This is a genomic window from Sphingomonas arvum (genome assembly GCF_026013565.1).
GTDB lineage: Bacteria > Pseudomonadota > Alphaproteobacteria > Sphingomonadales > Sphingomonadaceae > Sphingomicrobium > Sphingomicrobium arvum.
Genome location: NZ_JAPDOB010000001.1, coordinates 1,249,929 through 1,274,494, shown reverse-complemented (window position 1 = coordinate 1,274,494; position 24,566 = coordinate 1,249,929). Strand labels below are relative to the sequence as shown.

General features: G+C 60.0%; 18 protein-coding genes and 2 tRNA genes. 7 read left to right on the top strand and 13 right to left on the bottom strand.

Annotated features, from left to right (window positions below; all coding sequences use genetic code 11):
* The 3 genes from OMW55_RS06275 to OMW55_RS06265 all read right to left on the bottom strand — a co-directional run bounded on the left by OMW55_RS06275 (nucleotide 1) and on the right by OMW55_RS06265 (nucleotide 3,364).
* Nucleotides 1–2,250 carry a S9 family peptidase gene (locus tag OMW55_RS06275; protein ID WP_264881644.1) on the bottom strand — a complete coding sequence of 750 codons (2,250 nt, stop codon included), beginning with the start codon at nucleotides 2,248–2,250 and terminating at the stop codon, nucleotides 1–3.
* A gap of 69 nt (nucleotides 2,251–2,319) precedes the next feature.
* Nucleotides 2,320–2,402: transfer RNA gene (locus tag OMW55_RS06270), tRNA-Val, on the bottom strand.
* A gap of 326 nt (nucleotides 2,403–2,728) precedes the next feature.
* Nucleotides 2,729–3,364, bottom strand: a complete 636-nt coding sequence (locus tag OMW55_RS06265) for a hypothetical protein (protein WP_264881643.1) — start codon at nucleotides 3,362–3,364, stop codon at nucleotides 2,729–2,731.
* A gap of 197 nt (nucleotides 3,365–3,561) precedes the next feature.
* On the opposite strand from OMW55_RS06265, the gene OMW55_RS06260 reads away from it, so the two are divergent.
* Entirely contained in the window at nucleotides 3,562–4,332 is a 771-nt protein-coding gene (locus OMW55_RS06260) for a hypothetical protein (RefSeq protein ID WP_264881642.1), read from the top strand.
* A gap of 137 nt (nucleotides 4,333–4,469) precedes the next feature.
* Here OMW55_RS06260 and OMW55_RS06255 read toward each other — a convergent pair whose 3' ends face one another.
* The 3 genes from OMW55_RS06255 to OMW55_RS06245 all read right to left on the bottom strand — a co-directional run bounded on the left by OMW55_RS06255 (nucleotide 4,470) and on the right by OMW55_RS06245 (nucleotide 7,304).
* Nucleotides 4,470–6,266, bottom strand: coding sequence for a GIY-YIG nuclease family protein (locus OMW55_RS06255; protein WP_264881641.1), 1,797 nt, complete (start codon nucleotides 6,264–6,266; stop codon nucleotides 4,470–4,472).
* A gap of 394 nt (nucleotides 6,267–6,660) precedes the next feature.
* A complete protein-coding gene (locus OMW55_RS06250) occupies nucleotides 6,661–6,987 on the bottom strand; it encodes an excalibur calcium-binding domain-containing protein (protein ID WP_264881640.1) in 327 nt (108 codons plus the stop codon).
* Between the two features lie 104 nt (nucleotides 6,988–7,091).
* Nucleotides 7,092–7,304, bottom strand: coding sequence for an excalibur calcium-binding domain-containing protein (locus OMW55_RS06245; RefSeq protein ID WP_264882026.1), 213 nt, complete (start codon nucleotides 7,302–7,304; stop codon nucleotides 7,092–7,094).
* A 245-nt stretch (nucleotides 7,305–7,549) separates the two neighbouring features.
* Here OMW55_RS06245 and OMW55_RS06240 point away from each other — a divergent pair, with 245 nt between their 5' ends.
* On the top strand, nucleotides 7,550–9,553 hold the full coding sequence (locus OMW55_RS06240) for a DUF2075 domain-containing protein (RefSeq protein WP_264881639.1): 2,004 nt from the start codon (nucleotides 7,550–7,552) through the stop codon (nucleotides 9,551–9,553).
* A gap of 1,016 nt (nucleotides 9,554–10,569) precedes the next feature.
* Here OMW55_RS06240 and OMW55_RS06235 read toward each other — a convergent pair.
* Complete coding sequence (locus tag OMW55_RS06235; RefSeq protein ID WP_264881637.1) at nucleotides 10,570–11,109, bottom strand: recombinase family protein; 540 nt, start codon at nucleotides 11,107–11,109, stop codon at nucleotides 10,570–10,572.
* A 178-nt stretch (nucleotides 11,110–11,287) separates the two neighbouring features.
* Between OMW55_RS06235 and OMW55_RS06230 the strand changes: the two genes are divergently transcribed.
* Nucleotides 11,288–14,281: a pentapeptide repeat-containing protein gene (locus OMW55_RS06230; protein ID WP_264881635.1), complete on the top strand. Its 2,994-nt coding sequence runs from the start codon at nucleotides 11,288–11,290 to the stop codon at nucleotides 14,279–14,281.
* A 115-nt stretch (nucleotides 14,282–14,396) separates the two neighbouring features.
* Here the strand turns inward: OMW55_RS06230 and OMW55_RS06225 are convergent, their stop codons facing one another.
* From OMW55_RS06225 to OMW55_RS06205, 5 genes are all read right to left on the bottom strand, one after another.
* A complete protein-coding gene (locus tag OMW55_RS06225) occupies nucleotides 14,397–17,225 on the bottom strand; it encodes a DEAD/DEAH box helicase (protein ID WP_264881633.1) in 2,829 nt (942 codons plus the stop codon).
* A gap of 86 nt (nucleotides 17,226–17,311) precedes the next feature.
* Nucleotides 17,312–17,866 carry a hypothetical protein gene (locus OMW55_RS06220; protein WP_264881631.1) on the bottom strand — a complete coding sequence of 185 codons (555 nt, stop codon included), beginning with the start codon at nucleotides 17,864–17,866 and terminating at the stop codon, nucleotides 17,312–17,314.
* 61 nt (nucleotides 17,867–17,927) lie between these two features.
* Nucleotides 17,928–18,788: a hypothetical protein gene (locus OMW55_RS06215; RefSeq protein WP_264881630.1), complete on the bottom strand. Its 861-nt coding sequence runs from the start codon at nucleotides 18,786–18,788 to the stop codon at nucleotides 17,928–17,930.
* 74 nt (nucleotides 18,789–18,862) lie between these two features.
* Nucleotides 18,863–19,756 (bottom strand): site-specific integrase, encoded by an 894-nt coding sequence (locus OMW55_RS06210; protein ID WP_264881628.1) that lies wholly within the window; start codon nucleotides 19,754–19,756, stop codon nucleotides 18,863–18,865.
* A gap of 224 nt (nucleotides 19,757–19,980) precedes the next feature.
* Nucleotides 19,981–20,055 (bottom strand) — tRNA-Val (locus tag OMW55_RS06205).
* An 81-nt stretch (nucleotides 20,056–20,136) separates the two neighbouring features.
* Here OMW55_RS06205 and OMW55_RS06200 point away from each other — a divergent pair.
* The 4 genes from OMW55_RS06200 to OMW55_RS06185 are packed head-to-tail and all read left to right on the top strand — an operon-like array spanning nucleotide 20,137 to nucleotide 23,181.
* Nucleotides 20,137–20,679, top strand: a complete 543-nt coding sequence (locus tag OMW55_RS06200; RefSeq protein WP_264881627.1) for a DUF4334 domain-containing protein — start codon at nucleotides 20,137–20,139, stop codon at nucleotides 20,677–20,679.
* A gap of 38 nt (nucleotides 20,680–20,717) precedes the next feature.
* Nucleotides 20,718–21,830 carry a DUF3089 domain-containing protein gene (locus OMW55_RS06195; RefSeq protein WP_264881626.1) on the top strand — a complete coding sequence of 371 codons (1,113 nt, stop codon included), beginning with the start codon at nucleotides 20,718–20,720 and terminating at the stop codon, nucleotides 21,828–21,830.
* A complete protein-coding gene (ruvX, locus tag OMW55_RS06190) occupies nucleotides 21,827–22,300 on the top strand; it encodes a Holliday junction resolvase RuvX (RefSeq protein ID WP_264881624.1) in 474 nt (157 codons plus the stop codon). Before OMW55_RS06195 ends, ruvX begins: the two co-directional genes overlap by 4 nt.
* An 11-nt stretch (nucleotides 22,301–22,311) precedes the next feature.
* Nucleotides 22,312–23,181, top strand: coding sequence for an aspartate carbamoyltransferase catalytic subunit (locus OMW55_RS06185; RefSeq protein WP_264881622.1), 870 nt, complete (start codon nucleotides 22,312–22,314; stop codon nucleotides 23,179–23,181).
* Here the strand turns inward: OMW55_RS06185 and OMW55_RS06180 are convergent.
* Nucleotides 23,178–24,563 (bottom strand): SPOR domain-containing protein, encoded by a 1,386-nt coding sequence (locus OMW55_RS06180; protein ID WP_264881620.1) that lies wholly within the window; start codon nucleotides 24,561–24,563, stop codon nucleotides 23,178–23,180. The genes OMW55_RS06185 and OMW55_RS06180 overlap by 4 nt on opposite strands.
* Nucleotides 24,564–24,566: the final 3 nt, after the last annotated feature.

Genomic DNA, 24,566 nt, shown 5'->3' with positions numbered 1-24,566 from the left:
TCAGCGCGCCAGCGGCCGAGGCGTGCCACCCTTGGGCGGGGCAAGCCCACGGCGATCCAGGAAGTTGAGGATCGTGCCCCAGACGTGAACCGATACGTTCGGCCCGGCAATGGCATGGGTGCGCCCGGGGTAAAGCATGGTCTCGAATGGCACACGGGCTTCCTGCAACTTCGCCATCAGCTCCGTCGAGTTCTGGAACAGCACGTTGTCGTCGCTAAGCCCGTGCAGCAGCAGCAGCGGATCGCTGATCTTGGTGGCGTCGTGCAGCGCGTCGGCCTGGTCGTAGCCCGCGCGGTTGGTGCGCGGGTCCCCCAGATATTGCTCGGTATAGTGCGTGTCGTAGAGGTCCCAGCGAGTCACCGGCGCACCGGAGATCCCGGCAGCGAACGCCCCCGGCGCCGCCTCCAGCAGCTTCAGCACCATGTAGCCGCCGTAGGACCAGCCGTAGACGGATACTCGCTGCGGATCGACACCAGGCTGCGCCTTAAGCCACTTGAGCGCCGCCAGCTGATCGGCGACCTCGACGGTGCCGAGCGCCTTGAAGGACGGGCGCTGAAAGGCAACGCCCCGGCCCGCCTGCCCCCGATTGGCGACCTGGAACAGGGCAAACCCCTGCTGCAGCAGGTACCGGTCGAGCGGCGAGACGAACTTGGTCTGCACGTCCTGCGACTGCGGCCCGCCGTAGACGGTCATCAGCACCGGCGCCTTCACGCCGCCCGTCTCCGGCATGATCAGGCGGTAGTCCAGCTGGGTCACGCCATCCGCCGAGGTCAGGCGGCCGTAGGTGGGCTGCACGGGCGCGAAATATTGTGCGAGCGGATGCGTGCCTTCGATGCGGTTCTCGTCGATCCAGGCCAGCCGCTTGCCGGTGCCGTCAGCCAGGTAGACCTGCGTCGGCTGGTTGGGCGCGGTGCGGCTGACGATCGCCAAGCGCCCGCTATCGTCCATCTTGACCGTCGTGTCCGCGCCGGGTTGGGTCAGCAGCACCGGCTGGGCGCCCGCACGACGGAGACCCAAGGCGTAGAGCTGGTACTCGCGCGACTGTTCGCGGTTGGACCTGAAGTAGATGCGGCCGGCGCGCTCATCGAGGCCGGAGACCTCGTCGACCTGCCAATTGCCGCGCGTCAGTGGCGTGACCCGCCCCTTGTTCCAGCGGTAGAGGTGTCGGTAGCCCGAGCGCTCCGACGAAAAGATCAGCGAGCCGTCGCCAAGCGGCTTCAGGTCGTCGGTCAGGGTCACGAAACTGGCGCTCGTGTCGGAGAACAGGAGGGTCGAGGCCCCGGTACGCGCGTCCACCCGCAGGAAGTCGAGGCGCGACTGGTCACGGCTCTGGCGCTGAACGATCGCGGCAGAACCATCTGGCAACCAGTCCACCCGGGCCAGGTAGACGTCCGGGTTCGACCCGAGGTCCGCCTTCACAGCTCCCGTGCCGTCGGGGTTCATCAGGTACAGGTCGACCCGAGCGTTGGCCGTGCCCGCCGCCGGATAGCGCTGCTGGACGGTGGTCGTCTTGTCGGCACCGATAGAGGTACGGGTGGCGACCTCGACGGGGCTCTCGTCGACGCGCGTAACGGCGATGCGGCGGTCGCCCGGCGCCCACCACAGGCCGTCGGTTCGCTTCATCTCCTCTTGCGCGATGAACTCGGCGACGCCCCAGTTGACCGTGTCGGACGCGCCCGAGGTCACGACCTTCTCCTGCCCGGAGGCAAGGTCCAACACGACGACGTTGCCGTCCCGCACGAAGGAGACGTACCGGCCCGTCTTGCTGACCGCTGGATTCAGCTCGCCGACCGGCGTGTTGGTCAGGCGGCGCACCTTGCCGGCAAGGTCAGCAAGGTAGAGGTCGCCGTCGAGCGGCACCAGGACGGCCTGGCCATTGGGCGACCACAGGTAATCGACAATGCCCTTGAGGTTGCCGATGCGGGCGCGCTCGCGTTGCATCTTCTCGGCCTCGCTGAGCGCCGCGCCGCTGCCCAGCGCCTTGCTGTCGATCAGCATGCGGGCCGCGCCGGTCGCCGGATCGATCGCCCACAGGTCGTAGCGCTCCACGTCGTCGGTGCGGTTCCGGAGCAGAGTAACCAGCTTGCCGTCCGGCGACAGCTTCAGCCCGCGCGGTGCGCTGCCAGTCAAGCTCGGCGCGGCGAACACCCGCTCCAGCGTCAACGGCTTGGCGGGCTGCTGCGCAACGGCGGCGGTGGACAGGGCAAGGGCGGAAGCGGCGGCGGCCAGGCCGAGGGTGCGCAAGATCATCCCCGCCCTGCTAACGGCATTCACCGCGCGAGCAAGGGTGCGTGAGCACTACCGGAGAGGAAGGGGAATTGGTGGGCGTGGCAAGGATTGAACTTGCGACCCCTGCGATGTCAACACAGACCGGTGACAATACGCCGGCATGGTCCACACCCATCTTCCGCGAAAAACAGCCACTACTCAGCCTTCGCTCGATGACCTTCGTAGCCTCTTCATGGCCGCGTTTGCAACCTCGTTGCATCAAGATTGTGTCAGCATTTCCGGTTTTCGCGCTGCCTCGCGAGACAATGGGAAATCATGAAAAGTCATGTCTGTTCGTGAAAAGCCATGAACACACATGCACGTTGTCGTTGACGGATTTTCGCCAAAAAGAACGTAGACTGGTTATGCGCGAAATCTCAGCAACAATCAGGCGGCGATCGAAGGATGAGGTCGACAATAAGGTTATCAACGTTGCCCCTCGAACGATCAACCGACTGGCCTACTTCCTCCGGGAGCTACTAAGTCCCACGTTGGTTGCCTCGACCAAGCAATCCAACCAGCGTTTCGGTGCCGACTCGTCGATCTCACTTTTATCTAGATCGTCGATGTTGATCTGCCTCACACGCGCATCAGCTTCCACAAGGGACAGCATGCCTCCAGCGCGCATAGCGTAGCCGAGAAGAAGGTGACCATTCTCAGCAAGTGCTACTAAGCTCTTCATGGTGAGGTCTCCGGCGCTGAATGCGAACATGCGGAAGCCGCCCGTCTCGGCATCAATGGTCTGCAGTTTGTCAGCCCGGTTCGTTCGGTTCCCGAGGATAAGGTAAACTTCGGCGGGAGCCTCAAACTTGGAACCCTGCTCCGTGAATGGATGGACTCCCAGTTTTATGGAAACGAGTGGCGACCGCCCGGACCAAGCATAATAGTTCAGAGAGCCAGCGAGTTTAACCACCCCTCCCTTGGCATATTCATGATCGCGGTGGGCAACATCAAAGGTGAAAGCACAGCCCTGTAGTTGGCCGTCTTGGAAAACAGGAGCAACGCTGCTGCTTGTGGTCAGATCGTCTTCCCGCGCGTGGGCGGCTGATGACGTAGAAACAGTGAGAGCCGCCAAAATCGCAATCGGACGCCACATGCGCGAACCCTCATATCGGCACTTCGTGTCCATCCGCCATTAGGCAGAGGTCATCAAGGAAGTGTTGCTCTTTGCTCGGTGCGCCAGAGATCGCGCAAGAAAGTGGAGCTGATCGCAACTGCCTGCCTAGATAATGGGCGCCATATGGCTACAAGGCTGCGATCGTCGGGGGAAACGTGACAAAGAGATCTGTGGGCGTGCTTGCGCGCCAGTCTAAATCGTGGAGCGCGCTGCTCATTGCACTGGCATCGATCGTAGGGTCGTTTGGTCTTGCTGCACCAGCAGAGGCGCTGCCCAAGAGCGTTGGCAAGGGCTACTGCACACTTCGACACCCTGTCGAAGCGCTAACCTCCACCAGAGCGACCTGCGAGTCCCAACACGTCATTCAACGTAGATCAGGCGGAACTGACGACTCTAACACGATCTGGCTCAACACTACGCTCCACAGTGGACTCGATCGGTCAACTTGTAAGCCTTGGAGTGAGGAACGCCCACCTTTCGAGGTCGGCGATGAAAACTTGCAGCGCGCCTACATGATGGGAACCTGGGCAAACGGCTTTCATTTCTTCCTGTACGACCACCACGGCACGGGCGACCTAACCATCGAGGACTGGGACGCCAGTACGCATCTGCTTCATGCTTACGCCGCCATCGTGAATCTTCCGCAGAAGGAGATAGGCTACTTCGCATATCAGTTGCAGAGGCTTAGGGCTGAGCCGCCGCAGACTACCCAGTTCATCGACACTGTGTTGGGTGTTTTGTTCGATGTGATCGAGGTTGCTGCTGGCACCGTCTACTCGATTATAGCAGTCGTAGTTGGGGCCTTGTTCAACCCCTGGGACACGCTCTGGAACTTGATCGCGCTGGTGCCGCTGATCTTAGCTACCACGTTGGAGGCGATCTACATGCTCGTCGTGAATGCCGTTGCTCTTTTCACAGGCGGTAGCATGCTGTCCTGCCAGATCTAAGGTCATCGACTTTGTTCTTGCAAGTTGGATCAAAGCCCGCACTTGCGGGCTTTCTTACTGGCCCGTTCAAGGCGATGTATTCATGAAAAGTCGATAATGTCCGTTGCGCGCCTCACCTCCATTGAGTCCGCCACAGACTACGACTTGCTCTCATAGTTGCCCTTGCCTGGAATAACGTGGCGGACGCCTCCACGCGGCTCTGCAACGTCCCCTGCCCTGCGTGGGATAAGGTGAACATGGCAGTGCATGATCGTCTGGCCAGCTACCGCTCCGTCGTTCATGCCAATGTTGAAACCCACGATCGTGCGGTCTGCTGCCGCAAGCTGCATCTTCTCCTCAGCGAGTAGCTGGTGAATGGCATTCAGCTCTGGCTGCGAAAGGTTGAAGTAGCTGCTCACATGGCGCTTAGGAATGACCAGGGTGTGTAGCTCCGTAACGGGGAAGCCGTCCCTTCGAACAAATGCGAGGCGATTTTCAGCAATCATGTTTCGCTCGCCTACCTCGCAGAACAGACAGCCAGTTTCCCGTTCGTCATAGATCTTTGAGTTGCCCCGGAGGTCCGTGTCGTCGCGATCTCTTTTTGCGGCATTACAGGTGTAGCAGAGCGCCTGAAGGTTGATGATGTCGTCGGACCCACCGTGATTGCGCGGGATGATGTGATCGACTTCTAGCGCCTTCTCGTCAGCCGGCGTGCCGCATAGCTCGCAGCGGAACCGCGCACGCTTCAGGACTTCGTACCGAACGCTGCCGGAGATGAGCCGCCCCTGCCGCCGCCTATGCTCCCAGATCGCTTTGCCACGCGCCTCTAAGTAGCGGTCGATCTGGTCTTCGCAGATGGAGATCAGGTCCCGCTTCTCACTGTCCGATAGCTGTTCACGGCCAATCAGGTAGTATGCCCTACCGTCTCGACGAACCAAGTCGCGCTTTGCGGTGAGGACGCGCCCGACCATATTCTGCACGATCTGCTCGTAATACTCGACCTGCGAGGGATCGTGTTCAAGGATTGCTCGGGCGATTGCCGTCCGATCTGCGGAGCCGCCAGCCGAGAGAAGGCACTTAAGCATCACGGGCTGATAGATATGCGACATCCGCATCTCGCTAGTCAGGAAGCTCCTGAGCCGTTGGTGGGCGTCTGACATTTCGGTGCTGCTCTGGTCCGCTGGCTTTGCCGCTCTGATTGGCTCCACCCTCAGGCTCTCAACGGCGCTTTTTGCCGGAACCCTTCGCGGTCCCCCGTTGTCGCTGATTACCGGCAGCTGGTCTGCGCCCAGACGAGCTGAGCGGCGCACGGGTAAAAGATATTCGGAGTGAGCTGCACAGGGATTGCCAGAGATGTTCAATGGCAATGGCAAGCCGCTGGCCAGAACCTCCTCCTCCACCTTCCACGGCTGCTCACAAACGTGCCACACAACGAAAGCGTTCGCGGCCATCCAATCATCAAGCCTACGTTCTCCCGGATTAGTGAAGGTGTAGCGCCCACCGCTTCCAACGCGGCGTAGCTGGATGCCAAGCTCGTCCGCCAGAAGGCACCCCAACGTTAGTCTCAGTGTTGAGCCGGACGCGTTTCCGCCGAAGTGCGTCTGAAGCCGTCGCCTGACCGTAGAGCTGCTTGGCGGCTTGCCGTTAGTCGGCGGCTTTGAAGGTGAGATACCAACGTAGAGAAGGGTTCTTCCGTGGTGAACATGGCATCCAGACACGTCGATGTTGCCTGGAATGGTGTTGAAATACCAAGCATATATGCCTGGCTGGGCCGGAGCCGCGCAACCGGCGCCGACAATATCAGTAGCGGTGTAGAAGCGGACAGGACGGAGTAGGTCTGCTTCTATTTCGCGCATCGTGTCAGCCGCCCATTTCTGTCGAACTGAGCAAGCCTGATTGCCTGGCCGCTTCGCAACATCGCGCAGCTCAGATCTGCCCCGTTGATCGAACACCATGCAGCCACACGATTATTGCTCTTTCCCGACGCCTCGCATTGAACCGTCCGATTGGAGATCAGGTTCGCGAGCGTGGCTTTTGCCCTGAAGGGGTCGCCCGGCGCACAACTACGGCCAGGTCGGCAAGACCCCGGCATTTCTGGCGTGTCGATGGCTGACAGGCGGATGCGGGTGCCGTCAGCGCAGCGGAACGTATCGCCGTCCGTGACACTCGCCACCTGGCAGGAAAACCTGTCGGAGCGCTTACTCACCGAGCTGCCTCCGCGGACCACCTCAACGGACCGGAGGCTTTCGTTGAAACCGCCTGGGGCAGTCCTGACTCCGAAGTCGGTCTGCGGAGCTGATGCACCCTGGTGGATTGCTGCAAGCGCGAAGAGTCCAAGAAACCCAATGCTCATTCGCAACCCACTCCCTCGCCGTCTCGATCTAGATGGCACCCATAGCCCGGATCGCCAGCACGGACCGGAGCCGCTCCCGCAGCGCGTGCGGTGGAACAGTTGCGGAAGGCGCCGCCACCGTTGCCGCCCTTGGAAGACCGAACGACCATAGAGAAAGCAGGTGAGCTTGAAGACGAACCGTCTTGACAGTGACAGCCCCCAGCCTTGCGATTGCTGTGACAGCCTTCCGCGTTCAATCCTCCGGGGTGGGCGGAGGCTGGCCTGAGCGGACCATCGATAAAGAACAGCAAAGCGGACAATCCAACTAAGCTCGACTGTCGCACGTTAGCAGTTTCCCCCTGTTCGAAACGAGCGATGTCGAAACAAGCCTGTGGGAAGTAAGGAAGTCAACGTCAGCTCGCGACGGGGAAGCACTTCCAAGTTGGGTCTAGCCTTTCCGATATTGCTCGCAAGCTACCCCATCATCGTCAGCATCAAGCCCGACGCGATAACCTGGCGAACCACGCTTGATGGGCGCTGCCCCTGCCGCTCGCGCCCATGCGCAGTTTGGATAGTAGGTCGGCAACTTCGCGCGCAGAACGGCCCAGTTAGAGACGATCAATCCTAGAACGAAAACGCCAAGCGTGACGGATGCAAGCATTCGGATCTGGCGAAAAGTCTGCTCCCGTCGCGCCTGGCGTTGCTCTGCACGCCAGTAAGGGCCGAGCTTTACCGGTTCTGCCCGAAAAGGCTCTCTGAAGCTCATGAAAGCAAGAGTATGCTTTTGTCGGGTCGGTTCGCAACAGCTTCGCAAGGACTCGCCCGCGAAGGCGCCCGCTCAGGGTGGCATGAAGCGACCGGCTGACGGTAAGGGCGTCGGCACGGAGTAGTTTGTGGGAGGTGTGAGTGGCAGATGTAGGCAGGTCGAGATTACAGCGCGCCTACTTCGACGCTGACGCGGCCACGTTTTACAGCGCCAATCCTAATGAGATTTTGGGGGCGCTAACCAGCCACCTTCCCTTTGCACTGGAGCCAGCTCAGCGCGGAGCATGGCTGTATCAAATCCAGCATCTGAAGCAGACGGCGGCCAAGCTGCCTGAAGCTCATATGTTTCTGGAGTTCATGATCCCGCGCATGGGCCGGCGAGCTGATGCATTGGTTGTCTACCGAGGGGTGATCTTCGTCCTCGAATACAAGGTTGGAGCTGCCTCTTTCGACAAGCACGCAATCAATCAAACCGTTGGCTACGCACTGGATCTGAAGCACTTTCACGAAACCAGCCACGAACTTCCGATTGTGCCGATATTGATTGCCACCGAAGCCGTTCTCGACAGCTCGGGTAGGCCAGAATGGGGGTTCGATGGACTTGCTGAACTGGTCCAGACAAACGGAGCGGACCTAGACGAGATAATGCAAGTGTGGTCGACTGCAGCGCCCACAGGTGGAGCTGGAGTTCACCGCGAACCCCTTCGGTGGGCAGCAGGGCGTTACAAACCCACGCCAACAATCATTGAGGCTGCACAAGCCCTTTACCGCGGCCACGACGTTCATGAGATTTCACGATCGGAAGCAGGTGCAGACAATCTCAGCACGACTGCCAGCTTCATCAGCAGCGCTATCGCGAATGCCAAGCAGACAGGCGACAAGATCATCTGTTTCGTAACTGGCGTGCCTGGTTCTGGAAAAACATTAGCTGGTCTGAATATCGCGAACGAGCGGATGAAGGCAGACGAAGAGGAGCATGCGGTCTTCCTCTCGGGCAATGGTCCGCTAGTGCAAGTTCTTCGGAAAGCCTTGGCGGACGATGCCGTCCACCAGCTTCGCAAGACCGGCATTCGAGCATCGGTTGTAGCTGAAGCCAGGAAAGCTGACGCCTTCATCCAAAACATTCATCATTTCCGCGACGAAGCGCTATCTTCTTCTGATCCGCCCGTCGGTAAGGTGGTTGTTTTCGATGAAGCTCAGCGTGCCTGGGACCTACAACAAACCAGCCGCTTCATGCGTGAGAAGCGAGGCCAGCATGATTTCAGCATGTCTGAACCTGAGTTCCTGCTGTCAGTGATGGATCGCCACGAAGGATGGTGTGCGGTTGTCTGCCTCATTGGTGGTGGACAGGAGATCAACACCGGCGAGGCCGGACTGACCGAATGGACGAGCGCACTCTCGCGAGCCTTTCCAACCTGGAAAGTTTACATCTCCGATCGAGCGGATCTTACCGGGGCGCTTCTTGATGGCGCCGAACACCATAGATCACTGCACCTAGCCACCTCGATCAGATCTTTTCGGGCTGAGCGCCTTTCCGAGTTTGTGGCTGCTCTAATCGACGGCCGGGCCGACGATGCTCGAAACATCAAAGGCACCCTCACCAGTTATCCAATGGCGATCACACGTTCGCTGACAGCGGCCCGTCACTGGCTGCGGAAGCACCGGAGAGCGAATGAGCGCATGGGCCTACTCGCCTCTTCGAACGCCCTAAGGCTGAAGCCTGACGGGATCTTCGTGAAAGCGAAAGTTGATCCGCCTTTGTGGTTCTTGGCACCTGGCCAGGACGTGCGTTCGTCCGACTCTCTCGAAGACGCTGCCACGGAGTTTGAGGTTCAGGGCCTTGAGCTGGATTGGGCGGGCGTTTGTTGGGATTTGAACTTTCGCTGGACCTCAGAGGGATGGGCCGCGCAACGATTTCGCGGATCACGTTGGGAGAAAGTGAGCGACCCACAACGTCGAGCCTACGTCGCGAACTCATACCGCGTTCTTCTGACTCGGGCGCGTCAGGGGCTGATTATCTTCGTGCCGCAAGGGGATATATGTGACGCCACCCGACCAAGCTCGCTCTACGACGCCACTTATGATTACCTGCGAGAGTGCGGCATCAAGGAAGTCAACGACGATTGGGCGCGACAGCCTACCTGAACCATGCGCTTCGAACTTGATGTCAGGTGGCGATCGCCCTCCCCAGCATCACTTTTCAATAATCCAGTTTTTGGATTTCTGCTCAAGCACTTCCATAAACAGGGGGTCGCATTTTGCCTTGCAGCCCTCGTCTTCCTTTGGATGGAACCATCAGAGAAGATGCCGGCAGTTCTGCACCACGTTACCCCCTGTCCCTTGATCATGACTGCCGATTGGTAGCTCGCCGGCACTTCCGTCTTGGCTTCGGGTCGTAAGGCGTAACAATCTTCTCCAAGCCATAGTCAGTAAGGATCTTGTTCCTCTGACCGGGCTTTTGGAACTGCTGGAATGTCATCAGACGTTGAGCAATCGATTGCTTGTAGATCGGGTGTAGTTTGCTTGCATGTGAGGCTTGCTGTCGACGAGCTGCTCCTGCCATGATCAGACCGTAGTCTGGTTCATAGTCATCAGCTTTGACTCTATCTCCGAACTGCTTGGTAGGTTGATTGAAGGTTCTCATAGGATCTCCCTTGAACCTTGGTGAACATCTCTGGCGGATACAGCTCGGCCTTCGACGACCAGAGCTGTATTATTCGATTGATACAGCACTGGTCGAGACAAAGCTGGGTTCAAGTTGAACCTCGGAGCCACACCCATAGGCATGGACACAGATGGACTAGCGGAACCTGATTAGAGGTAGGGACGGTTGTGCGGTTGCCCTTCACCCGCTGCTATTCAACGCAAGCAACGCATAGCCGTCCATCGACAATCGCGCGCTTTGTGGGTCGCCGCTCGGCATTCCCCACTCGCGCGGACCCAGCGCCTTGGCCCGGTCCGCTTATAGCGAATACAGCCGCAACATCTGCGGCTGGTTCAGAGTGCCTCCGCCCTGATCCCATTCAAGCTCGTCGGCATGAGGGGGCGGCCCGTATGGGGCTTTGGCGATATGTTCATCCTGAAACCAGGCCCGGCGCCCTCTGAACAGCAGCGCCTTACCTTCAGTATAGCTGCAAGTGAGAACAAACCAAGCACAAAGTTTAGGAAAGTGCGCGATAGACGCTCGCTCTTGCAATCCCCAGCTCTCTAGCGATGTCGCTCGCCCCGAGGCCGGCTGCCCTTAACTCGCGAACTCTTCCTACGTCGACACTCGGCTTTCGGCCCTGGTAAACGCCAGCAGCCTTCGCCCTTGCGATGCCTTCCATTTGACGCTCCCGTCGAATGTCTGCTTCGAATGCAGCAACGGCGCCAAGCACTGCGAGCATGAGGCGCCCGCTGGAGGTGTCTGTGTCCACGCTGGATTGCTGGAGGCAGCGGAAAGAGACGCTCTTCGCGGAAAGCCGTTCAATGATCTGAAACAGGTCGGCAACGGACCGCGCCAGTCTGTCGAGGCGAGTGACGATCAGAGTGTCGCCTGAGCGGACGAAATCCAGGCACTCTTGGAGCTGCTGCCGATCCGCGGCTGTTCTGCCGCTCCTCTTTTCGGAGAAGACCTTCTGACAGCCAGCTGCGGCTAGAGCTTCTAGTTGAACCTCTAAGCTTTGCCCGCTCGAACTGACGCGCGCATACCCAACAATCATGAACGCTGTCCCAATAGACTCTAGAGCCGAAGGCATATCCGTCTCATTGCCGGGCCGTCAACCCTATTGAGACGCCCTACGCTGTCTCGGGCGCTGTCTCGGCAGGGTTTACTCAACGGAGACGACCCACTTGCCTCCAATCGCAACAACCGCGAAACAATGTGTAAAGGGAGTAGTCATGGTTGTTCAGCGCACTGATAGCTTGAGGGTGGCCCCACTCCGCACAGGTGACCGCCAGCTCGAAATTTCCTTTGCAAAAGCAGCCAAAGCTCTCGCAGGAATAGCGGCAGTTTGTATCGGCCCGACAGGCATTCCTACGGCTATATCTAATCTGCCGGACGCATTGGGAGCGGTGAGCTTCGACTTTCCCCCCGCGAAGAAGGCTCAAGGGCAAGGTTTTACTCTCTACGTCACAGCGCTAGTGGCGGCGATGTCGCGCTTGCTCGTTGAACATGCTCCAAGCTTGCTTGCGACTAAAGAGGGGCGAGAGCGCCTTGCCGAGCTAGTCTTGTCTTCCCTTCAGAGGGAAGAGCTGACTGTAAATGGACGCTTCTTCACCACGCCAGCCCTGAATCCTGGTTTCGTGCGAGTGCGCGAAGCTTTCGTGCAAATGCTTGAAAACCTGGCCAGCGATCTGCCCGAAGGAACGCCAGATGCGATTGGAAGCCGTTTGGGCAATGAGTTTGCTCAAGCGCTAAGCCTAATAGTTCAGTCCGCGAAGGGCAAACAGGAGTTTGCTGAGTTTCTGGACTACTACAAGGAAAACCCTTTCAGTGTTCCGGCTTCGAGAGGATGGCTTTGGGATGATTATCGATCAGCGATAAACCGGCAGATTTATAGCCGCCTCTTTCTCCATGAGATGGAGGATCATCCCGACGTTGGGTTGGCTGACCTCTACGTGCCAAGCCGCGCCATTTATAGAACTCATGATTTTGAGACCAAGGACGATCCAAATAAGAAAGTTGAGTTGCACGCTGTCGACCTTGCTACTTTCTTGAAGACGAGTTGGCTTAGCATACCCGCAAGTAAGGGAGGGCTTAGCAGATTGCTTACGGGTGATCCTGGCTGCGGGAAATCAACATTCTCGATGATGTTTGCGCAGCATTTGCTTGCAGAGGGTTGGCGTGTTGTTGTTATACAGGCCAACTCAATACGTTCACTTGGACTATCTCTGAAGGACATCTTATCAACGCACTTGATGCGAGTTTTGAAACTAGAAGCAGCGCCAAACATCGATGCGGAGCTTTGTGACCCCGAGGCCACTGGAAGGCCATTGCTTATTGTTCTGGACGGCCTGGATGAGTATGACATCGCTGGCATGACAGTATCAATGTCGGCCGCGCGGCTTGCCGAACATGCGATACAAGTAACGGAGGAATGGTCAGGTCACGACTACAACGTGAGATTGCTACTTTGCGGAAGGCCGGAAGCGGCAGCCGGGTTAACAGCACGTTTCAGGGATCGCGGCCACCACCTGCACGTTACAGGCTTTCTGAGCGATGCGCCTAACAGCCGCGAGAAGTTCGCTGATCAAACATCCGAGAAACTTCTCTCTATCGATCAGCGACAAGATTGGTGGACAAAGTGGCAAAGAGCTAAGGGTGAGCGTGAAACTGGCATTCCAGATGCAATACAAGGCTCTAAGGACGTTTCGGTTAAGGAGATCACGTCTCAGCCGTTACTTAACTACATGTTGGCTGTGCTTAAGCTATACGATCAAGGGAGCCTTACTAACCTTTCAGCCCTTTATGGCACTTTGTTTGCGCGCTATTACGATAGACAAGCAAAAGGCAAATCGAAGACCTTCGAGGCGCTCTGCCCTTCGCTTGACCGGTTCCGCAGGATCATGAGCGAAATCGGCATTGCTGCTTGGCATGCCGGCGACCGTTCGGTCAGCGTTGATGATCTACGCTCTCGCTTTGATCGTCCTCCGTTGAAGCACTACTTCGAGCAGGCGGATCGCACTCACAACAGCGGAATGGGTGCGATACTTAGCGCGTTTTACACACGCCCGGAGGACGCAGCGTCGCCAGACAGCGGGTTGGCGGAACGCTATGTGTTCACTCATAAGAGCTTTCGGGAATACCTAACCGCAGTTGCGATTAGCCGTTTCTTAGAGCGACTGCGCGACTACATGTCCCCCGAAGCGGAAGATGGTTGGTCTGACACTCGGGCGTTATCGGAATGGCTGGAGCTTTTCGGCCCCACGCCGATGGATCATCGCCAATGGGAGTTCCTCCAGACCGAACTAGAGGTTGCTTTCGCCGACAGGGAGGACCTTGCCCTCGGGGTGAAGAGGACTGTTGAGCGGATTTTTGAACTTGTTCTATCTAGACAGATGCCATTGCCTGCTGAAGCCAGCAACTTCTCGGATGCTCTTCAGAAGTGCGGGAATGCAGAAGAGGCGGCCCTGGTGGTCCTAAGCGCAATCCGAGTGGCGTTGCTGAAAAAGAGTTTCGTGGATGAGTCAGATGATTGGAAGGTGAAACTCACTTGGGCTTCACTTGGCCAGGATGAGGCGACCGAACGTTTCCCCACGCATCTTCGCGAGTTCATGCACCGCATTCGATCTAGGCCCGGCGTTCCGGAGGGCCTCGTCATGTCGCATCTATATTGCCTGTTTGAGCTTGGCGGGCCTGATGTCTCACGGCAGATTGAAAGCCGCATCATTGATCGGGGTGATGGTTGGACTTACGCCTCGTTCTTCGATTTCAGCGGCTCAAACATCGTCAACGCACGCCTCGATGGTGCATCATTGCACTATGGCCGCTTTCATAGAGCGGAGATTAGCGGCGCATCGTTCATCGAGACCGATCTAAGCGGAAGTGATTTATCGTATTCGTCAACCTCGCGGAATCGATGGTTCGATGGCCACCTTCCCGCCCGTTTCGATGGGGCGAGCCTGAGTTCTGCCTTCATGTTTGGCGCTAATCTCAGGTATGCTAACTTCAACGAGGCGAATATGTCGTTCGCATACGTCTACGAGGCAGAGACCGCTGAGGGCGCATTAGACAACATTAGGTTGGATCGTGACGCCAACAGGAACCCTCCCAGGGGTCTTGTGCTGACGGCAGACAGCCCACAGCCCGCGGCGCGTCGTCGCGGTAAGCGAAAGATAACATCCGACGAGCGCGTGCCGCTTCAAGATGAGGGTAACGAAGAGGAAGTGTAGGCGGTATAGAGTGAATATCCTCTTGGCTTTATGACGCCGTTGACCTGCATCATTGAACCACTGATTATCGCAGCTACAATCAGTTAGCCGCCAATCCTTGATGGTATTTATTTCACTAACCTTCGTCAGTTTGGTGGTTAGTGTCGTCATCACTCGCTCGGTCAGACGGTGGAGGTAACAACTTTGGCTGCTCCGACGAGCCTTGGCGCTGCTTTCCCAGATCTCCAGGTGCCGTTAGTGCTGCCGGCCCGCCAAAACCTATCGAACTCACGAGCGGGTCCGTGGTCACCTCTTTGGACATGCCGAGACGCTGGACCAACTCTTCGAAGTTCCCCTCACCGAACGTGAGGTGAAGGTTCGCCCTGTCGATCTTATCAGCCAGCACTTCCCAGCTGTCATCGATCGAGGTGTTCACGTGCTGAGCGATGTTCGAGAGCATCTGGCAAGACTGCACCCGAGACGATGTATCCCTATGAACGAAAAACTGGGTCATGTTGTGAAGGCCGCTTCGCACAAGCTGAGGAAGAGCTTCCAGGAGCAGAAGAGGAGGTTGGTCGGCGTCGGCTCGGAGCTTCTTGCTGATTTGACCGAGCAATCCGCACAGGTAACCCAAGTCCGGTGCGACACGTATGACGAAGCGACGCGCTCGCTGTGCGCGTGCATCAATGGCCGTAGGTCTCGAGACAGCGCCTTCATGCTGATTGATGAAGGCGACAATACGCGCCTCCATCTCGTTCAGCCGCTCACCAGCAAACCAGGAGCGCAGAGCAAGCTTTAGCCCCTCCCGGCTTAGCTCGCGCGACCGGACCGGATCGTCCTCATTGAGAGCGCGACCAAAAACCTTCTCAAGCGATCGCATCCGTAGAAAGGCTTCGAAATCGTCGCCGTCGGCGGGTAGCTGGTCCAGAAGCCACCCGACCCAAGCTTCAGCATCGTCTACCTCAAGCGGCGCTTGCGGATACGCAGCAACCAACTTCGAAACGAAATCGAGGGATGCACCCGTCTTAGCAGCGAGTTGCGCCTCCCAGTCGACGACTACAACCTTCTCTCTGGCCTGCTTGATGAGACCCGTGAGTGTCGCCTTTCGCTCTTCAAGCCATCTTTCTGCTGCCTGGCGGTCAGCCTTTGCGCGCTGATAGTAGCCAAAGGAGCGTCGGCTCAGAGCGTCGAATGACTCGATACCAGCTGGAGCGTCTTCAAAGCTTAGCGCAAGCCTCCGCAGCAAATATGCAGAGTCACCCCTGCCCCCTCCTTCAGCCGCGATGCGATCATACAATCCGGAGATAGGATCGCTGAGAGGAACACATTGGTCACTTCCTCCGAATACCGTCGAGAACAGATCGTGAGGGTCTATCCGCGCGGTCCTCGCATCGAAGGGCAGCAAGTCGGCCGGCACCACAAAGGCCAGCCCTGTGGCAGACAGACCTGCGCGTCCGGCCCTGCCTAAAGCGTTCAAGATTTCGTGCGGCTCTAGAGGGGTCCGGATGTCTTCTGAATCAGTGTCATCCAACCTATCGGTGCCGGCGAGAATGACAACGTCACAAGGTAGATTTAGCCCTTGTGCAATCGTTGAGGTCGCTGCCAACACCTGCAAGCCTGATTTCCTGTCCTTGAAAACAGACTCCACCAGGAGCCGCTCTTGGGAGAGCAACTCGCCATGGTGGACCGCAGCACGACTACGTCCAACGTCATACAGCGACTCGGCAGTGCCAAGCTCCTCAAGAGCAGCACTTCTCCAGCCTGACTGACGTTCCGTTAGCCGCGCGTTTGCAGGAGCAGATCGCCGATTGACCTCCTTTGCAACGGCTCCTGTTCCAACAATACTCTCGCAGAATACGACCACCTTCAGCCCGGCTTCAGCGAAGCGTGCGGCGAGGTCGCCGGCGATCTCGAACCGGTTAGCCGTTGGATACCATCCACGAACGTTCTGCCCTACGCCAAGACTCCACGGCCCGTCTGACACGCGCCGGATCGCCAGTGCTTCAGCTGCCCGGGGGTTCCAGCCTTCCTTCAGAGCGAAGACGGCGAACGGATTGGCAACCGCAAGATCTTTCGCCGCTCTCGTTGGGCGAGAGGGCTTCCGGACCAAGCTGTTCCAGTAGTCCGTAAGCTGGTTCTGAACACGGATGAGTTCCGTCCGATCATATATGAGGCAGCTCTTGAGCTGGCGCGTAGGCTTCCATTGATCTTGGAACGCGACGACAGGGCGACCAAGCAACCCGCTGAGCCACTCTGCGATGTCCTCCCCGTTGCTCATCATAGCCGAGAGCAGAAGGTAATCGGCCGCGGGGCATACTGACATGAAGTTGAGCAAGCAGAGCATTGCGTCAATGCTGCGCCGATCGAACTTACCAGCACCGTCAGCGCCTGTAACACCGAGCAGGTGACACTCATCGAAGACCAATAGCCCAACGTTTCGAAATAGCTCAGGAGCGAAGGTCAGGAGCGCGAAGCATTTCTCGGGGGTAAGAACTGCTAGATCCGGTAGCTGTTGTCCGAGTTCTTCTGGGAGAGCGTCCTCGACGCTCGATGCTTGCGCTAGCCGACCCACACGCTCTGTTAGATCACGTTCAATCTGGCCAACCAATGCATGTGTGGGAGCAAGGTAAACAACCGTTCGCCCCGCCGTCAGCGTTGCAGCAATCTTCATGACGGCAAGCGTTGTCTTGCCCGACCCGGTCGGAGAGGACATCACGGAGGACGCACCGGCATTGAGATATCCAGTCTGAACCGCTCTCCGGTGGTTCTCCCAAAGATAAGGCCAGCGCTCTGCTTCAGCCCTAAGCCAGTCGGTCCAACCTTCGCCTGCTGCGCCATCAGGGGTGGTAGTGTGAACTATTGAAGCTTGTGCGAATAAACCGGCGACCTGCTCCAATAGCCCCGCCAAGTGGTGCGCACCCGCCAGAACTGATCGAACGAGGATCGGAGTTTCCCGGTTTTCCAAGTGCAACTCTTGCGGTTCGTCGACTGCTAGAGAACGCACCTGCCGAAAGAACGCCTGTGCTTCCTCGATGCGAGCGTCGGCTTCACCTAAGCCAAACGTGCAAGGATCACCAATCCTTGCAGAAGGTGGTAAAACAGCCAGTCCGCTGCAAGCTCAACCGTTGGAACCTCGCCGGCTGGACGATAACGCCAGTAGTTAAGGCTGGCTGTCGTCCGGAGCTGCCCCCTAGTCAGCCTTCGGACAGCGAATGCGACGGCCTTGCGAACACCTCGAATCTCTCGGGGAGCTATCTGTCGAGCTGTCTCATATGCGTCCGCTGGACGTTCAGCGATCAGGAAGAGCAGTGAAGCCGCGATGTCAGCGCTGATAGCGTTCTCGTCGACGGCGGTCGGGACTGCCCCCTGACCGAGTGAGGTCGCGACTTGGGCGACAACCATTCGCGCCGAAGCTGCCGCGAAGGCGGCCGATTTCCTGCGCTCTGGGTTCAGATTGAGAATGACTTGAGCCTCAAGAACGTCCGCCAACCGGCTCATGCGATCGGTGATGTCGGCAAGGGGCTTGAGCCGCTCTGCATCAGGCTCAGCTAGAGCAAGCCGCGCAGTTGCGATTTCAACGTATGCGGCGGTCAGCTCGTCGGCCACCTGTTCCCCTGGAAGGCCAGGCAGGTCGGGTGTCAGTCGAAGTATCTGACGTGAGACGGCATCAAACATCGAGTTCCGCCCTCATCGCGTCGATTTTCGCTCTGACTTCACCGGCAAGATCATCAAGGAACCCACGCACGTCAGGGAGAGACATGATCTCCCCAATACGCGTCTCCGGATGGTGCGGAGCAACCTCGTCAAATCCCTCAAAGATGTGTGCAAAGGTGCCGTCTCGCGCTTGGGCCTCAGGCACGGTGACGGCCACTCGAAATCGGCGAACTTTGTCCCACGATAGATCTCTAAGGGCTAGCTCAGGGTCTAGCCCGTGGATCTTGTCGAGGATGGCCGTGACATAATCGAGAATTTCAAGGTCCTTACGACCATCAATGATGTCCTCTATCTCCGGCCAAATGGACTGAGTGACTAAGTTCCGAGGATTAGTAGTCGCCTTGTCCTCGCAGAGGATCACAGCCGAGACGCTGGCAGCATCGTCCCGAAAGCGAACCAGAACGCCATCAAAGCCTTTGTCAGCTTTCCTTACATGAGGCGGGCTGAGATGAGCGCCGGGGTTCCTAAGGTAAGCAGCAAGCCATGAGACATGCTGAAAAAGCAGGCCATCCCTCTGCTCGATCCGCTTGGAAAGGGTGTTTTCCGCCTTACGCTTAACCTGGAGATCGCCGCTTTCCAGTTCGGCGCGGAGGTCGTCCGTTCTGTAAGACAGGAGAGCCAACGCCGCATCGAACTCATTGCCTGGAAAGTTGGCTTCTCCGGGCTGCAATGCTTGGATGATGTTCAGCGCATGACGCGGCTTTCGAAGGTATAGCCAAGCTAACGTTTTCGCGAACGTGTCGGAATCTACGACACGCCACGCAGCTAGCGAACAAACTTCTCCGCAATCGTGATCGTCGAACTCGATCGGCATCTACGCACTACCCCCGGACGCGCGGGAATACAGACTGCGCGCGAGTTGAGAAACTACTTGTTTGCTTCTGGTAGCTAGCGCTTCATTCTTGCGAGCTTCGTCGCCAAGTCCGCCGCGCAGAGATGTGTATAGCGCATCAACATACGAGGGTCCCGGTGTCCCGAGATCAAAGCGACCTCTGGAAGGGACAGTCCAAGTTCGAAGAAGCGGCTTACGGCCTCATGTCGTAGGTCATGGAAGCGAAGGTCAGCGAGCTTTGCCCTTACTGTGGCCCTGCGCCATGCCAGTTTCACCGCATTCGGAGTGGTATCGAAGACCCGATCACTACAGCGCGTCAGTCCTTGAAGGATAGCAATTGCTTTGGGTGTCAGCGGGATCGTTCGCGGTTTGTCAGTCTTCGTGTGCGGGATGAAGGCTGTTGAAGAGCGCCACTCTATTCTCGACCAATGCAAATCAAGGATCTCTCCGCGCCTCAAGCCGGTTTCGATCGCAAGCTCGACAATCGCCAGCACCCACGGATTGCCGGATGCCTCTAGCTCTGCTCTCAGTCGGAGCCACTCTCCCTGCTTCAGACGACGGGAGCGAGCATTATTCAACTTCGGCTTGGTGATCTCGGCAACTGGATTCGTAAACAGCGAGATGCCCCATTCGCGTCGAGCGAGGTCCAGCATGTGGTTCATCAGGGACAGTTCACGCCGAATGGTGCCGGGGCGAACCTCAGCGGCTCTGCGGTCACGGTAGCTGGCCATTACGGCAGCGCTAAGAGATGATAATGAAGTCTCAGAGACTGGGTCGCGCAGCAGCTTCTCCAGACGGTATCGCTCCGTCTCATTGCTGCGTTTGCTCGGCGTGATTTCCCTAAGGTAGCGCTCAACGATCGATCTCAGGGTCAGCGAGCGATCCACTGGCCGCAAATCGCCTGATCTCCCGCTGAGGATCATGGATTCCCGCTCAGCAGCCCATTTCACGGCAGCCTGCTTCGAAGGAAAGGTCTGACAGAGAGCAGGGTAGCCCTTCCGTCGAACCTGCACGGCCCAGCTCTTCCCACGCTTCGTGATAGTCGCCACTCAAACCCTCGCTGTGTCAAAAGTGCAGCAAGAGCCAAGGCCGAATGGCCTTTCGGGCAAACGACGGACCCTAGCGGTCCGGCGGTTTTGCCCGACAGATCAATGGCTTGTCTTTGTTGGGAAAATGGTGGGCGTGGCAAGGATTGAACTTGCGACCCCTGCGATGTCAACACAGTGCTCTACCACTGAGCTACACGCCCACGGCCGGAGCCTCTAGCTGCGGCGGGCGGGTGGTGCAAGGGGCTTGGGCAGCACTTTGCGAAAGCTGCTATGCCAAGCTCATGACCCCGCTTGAACGCCTGTGCGAGCTCGAGCCGGCAGCGCCCCTGCCCGACGTGCTCGCCTTTTTCGACAGCCTGCCGCCGGTCGAGCCGGCCACGATGCTCGGGAGCTGGCGCGGGGGCGAGATTGCGACCGGGCACCTTTACGACGGCCTGCTTGGACCGTCCGGTTGGTGGGGCAAGCGCTTCCGCTCTGTAGACGACGTCGACCCGCTGGTATTCGAGCGCCGTGGCCGACGCTTCGCCGGCAATCCGGCGCTCATGCCCTTGCCCCTGATCGAGCGCTTCCCCAAGCTCGCGAAGTCGCCGCCCGCCGCCACGCTGTTCCGCTTTGCCTCTCCCATGTTGCGGACGCGCCAACCGCGCGCCCGGCTCCGTCTGCTCACCTACCGAGGCGTGACCTCGACCGCGATGCTCTACGACGCGCTGCCGATCGCCGACTGCTTCCGAATGGTTTCGCCCGACGTCCTCGTCGGTGCCATGGACATCCGCGGCCATGCCGACCCGTATTTCTTCACCCTGCGCCGGGAGACCGCCGACTAGGTTGCGGCAGGGCGCGGCGGCCCCTACCTGCGCCCACCATGTGCGTCCGCCGCTTCCTGCTTGCCGTCTTTGTCCTGATCCTGCTGTTCGTCGCCGGTGCGTTCGCCGTCTACCAGTTTGGCAGCTCCTTCCTGGTCAAGCAGGCCGCCCCTAGCGGGCACTTCGAAGCACCACCGGCCCAGACCGGCCCCGACTATGTCCAGACCGAGAACTGGCTTTCCCTGCCCGACACAGTCCCGCCCGGACCGGCCGAGTGGTTGCCAGCCGGGATTGCCGCTCCCGAGGGTGCACGCCCCGTTGCCGTCTTCTACGTCCACCCGACCACCTACTTGCAGAAGGACCGCTGGAACGCGCCCCTAAGTGATCCCGAGAGCCAGAACCGCGCGACGCTGTTCGTCCGCAGCCAGGCAAGCGCCTTCAACGGTGTCGGCCAGGTCTATGCCCCCAAGTACCGGCAGGCGGCATTCGGCGCGTTCCTGCTGCGCAGCGAGGACGCCCAGAAAGCGCTCGACCTCGCCTATTCCGACGTGGCGCGGGCGTTCGACCGCTTCCTCGCGCAGGTGCCCGAAGGGCCGATCATTCTGGCCGGGCACAGTCAGGGCGCGCTGCATCTGACCCGATTGCTGCGCGACAAGGTGGCCGGCAAGCCGGTCGCCACGCGAGTGGTCGCCGCCTACGTCGGAGGCTGGCCGGTATCGGTCGCGGCCGACCTCCCGGCCATGGGCCTGGCCGCCTGCGAGCGCCCCGACCAGGCGCGCTGCGTAACCAGTTGGCAAAGCTACGGCGAGCCCGCCAACACGCAATTGGTGACCGACGTGTACGACGGATCTACCGGCTTCACCGGCCAGCCTCGCCGCCGCGAGGACATGCTGTGCGTCAATCCGCTGACCGGTTCGCGGAACGGCGTGGCGCCGGCATCGGCCAACCTCGGCACGTTGGTGCCAAACACGGCCCTGACAGAGGCAACGCTGCAGCCCGGTTCGGTGGGCGCGCGCTGCGACAAAGGCTTCCTGGTGCTGGATGGCGACATCCCTTCGATGGGTCCCTATGTGCTGCCGGGCAACAACTACCACGTCTACGATTACGCGCTGTTCTGGGCGAACCTGCGCCAGGATGCTCAGCGCCGGTTGGCGGCATGGCAGGCGCGTTGATTACCGCCTCCGCAACCGAGTTTGCCGCCGCCGTTCCGGATGGCGGCAAGCTCGCAGGCCTCGACGTCGGCACCAAGACGGTGGGTCTGGCGGTGTGCGATGCCCACTGGAGCTTCGCCGGGCCGGCCGAGACCATCCGACGCGCCAAGTTCACCGCGGATCTGGAACAGCTGCGCCGGTTCGTCGCGGCGCAGGCGATCGTCGGGCTGGTCATCGGTCTGCCGCTCAACATGGACGGAACCGACAGCCCCCGCACCCAGTCCGTCCGGGCCTTCGCCCGCAACTGCGCTCCCCTGAACCTTCCCATCCTGCTGTGGGACGAGCGCTGGTCGACGCAGGCGGTCGAGCGGGCGATGATCGCCGCGGACGTCAGCCGGGCCCGGCGCGCGGAAGCCGTCGACAAGCTCGCCGCCGCGCATATCCTGCAGGGCGCGATCGACGCGCTGGTCAACCTGCCGCGAGCCGGTTAGCAAGCGCGCTCGTGGACCTACTTTCCATCGACTCGCTGTCGGACGAGCAGATCGCCCGCCTGCTGACCTCCGCCCAAGGCTTCGCTGACCAGCGCGGCTCGTCCAGCCAGCTGGCCGGCAAGATCGTCTTCAACACCTTTTACGAGAACAGCACACGCACCGCGATGAGCTTCGCCACCGCCGCGGCGCGGCTGGGGGCGCAGCCGATCACCCTCTCGGTCGAGCATAGCAGCGTGAAGAAAGGTGAGACATTGGCGGACACGGCAGCGACTCTGGCGGCGATGGAGCCCGACGCTATCGTGCTGCGGCACCGCGACAATGGCGCGCCGGCCGCGGTGGCAGAGATCGTCGACTGCCCGGTGATCAACGCCGGCGACGGCACCAACGAGCACCCGACGCAAGCGCTGCTCGACGCCTTGACGCTGCGCCAGCAGTTCGGAGCGCTGGAGAGGCTGACAATCGCGATCGTCGGTGACATCCGGCACAGCCGGGTGGCCCGGTCCAATGCCAAGCTGCTGCGGCGGCTCGGGGCGACGGTTCGCCTGGCCGGTCCGCCTGCCCTGCTGCCCGACGATGTCACCAGCGGTGACGTGGAGCAGGCGATCGCCGGCGCCGACGCGGTCATGATGCTGCGGGTTCAGCGTGAGCGCATGACCGACGAGCTCGGCGACGCGCCCGGTGAATATCTCGGCCGCTACGGCCTCACCGAGCAGCGGCTCGCCCTGGCGGCGCCGCACGCCGTGGTCCTCCACCCAGGGCCCATGAACCGCGGCGTGGAGATCGCCGATGCAGTAGCGGACGGCGAGCGCTCCCTGATCCGCCGCCAGGTGGCGAACGGGGTGGCCGTTCGCATGGCGGTGCTGGAGATGCTGGTCGGCTAGCGGCTGGCGAAGCGGACGGCGGTGTCGCCCGCGACGTTGCGAACGAAGCAGGCGGCGCCGGCGCCCTTCAGCTGTTGGCAGACGTTCTTTGCCTCGTCAGCTGACGCGAAGCCCTGCAGGCTGAGCCGGTAAACCGGACCGATCGGAGCCTGGAAGCGCGCAGTGGCTGGCGTGTAGCGCGCCAGCACTTCGTGGCGCTGCGAGAGCTTGGCCCAGCCCGTCTCCAGCGTCTGGCGCGAACCATAGGCACCGAGCTGCACCACCACGCCGCTCCGACCGAAGCGGATGGCAGCCGTGCGCCGAAGCTCGCTGAGCTTCGGCAGCGCACCGGACCGGCGCACCGGTTCGTGACGCAGCGATTTGAGGTTCTGGGCGATATCAGCGAGCGGGCCGGCAGTCTCCGCCGGCGGCGCTGCGGCCGGCAGAGGAACCGTGACGGCGGCGGCTGCCACGCTGACCGGTACCGCGACCGGATCGCTTGGCGCGGCAAAGCCGGCATCGTTCATGACGGTTGCCGGCTCAACCGGCTGCACCGCGACCGGAAGCGCCGGCTGCGGCTGGGGTTCGACCTGGGCCAATTGGATGGGCGCAACCGGAGTAGCCGGCACGGCGGCAGCCATGCGCGGACCTCCCGTGCGAAGCGCCAGGCGAGCCGGTTGTCCGGGATCGCTCGCGGCCGGGGATACGCCAATCAGGGCCGCCACCTGGGTTCCGACACTCTGCGGGCTGGCGGTGCGCATCCATTCCGCCATGCGGGCGTCGAGCTGGTCGCCGGGCACGTCCTGGGCCGCGATGGTGCGGGCATTCTCCCAGTCGCCGGACAGCGCATGGGCGAGTGCCAAGTTCTGCCGGGTTCGCGCGTCGGCTCCGGGGGCGCGGGCCGCTTCGTCGAGCAATGCGATGGCGTTGCCGGGCTGCCCGGCCAGTGCCATCGCGAGGCCGACATCAGCCGGGTTGGCAACGGCGCGCAACTGGTCAAGCATCGCGAGCGCTTCGCCGTTCTTGCCCTGTGCGATCTGTGCCAGGACGAGCTTCATCGCCACGGCTGGCTGGTTCTGGAAGATGCCGAGCGCATCGTTGTAGGCCGCTTCGGCAGACGCGAACCGCCCGGAGGCAAGATAGGCATTGCCAAGCAGCGTTCGGAAGCCAGCATCATGCGGGGAGTTCTCGACCGCTTTCTCGGCAAGGCCGACCGCGTTGGTCAGATCGCCGGCCGTCAGCGCCATCTGGGCGCGGGTGGCCAGGCCGATGTTCCGCAGGTCGGGCTTGCTGGCGTACCCGCCGCTGACCTGGAACTTGGACGTCGGGGCGGCGCAGCCCGCGATCAGGCTGGCGGCGACAACGGCGGTGAGCGCAGTGGTCGCGCGAAGCGTCTTCGACATGGT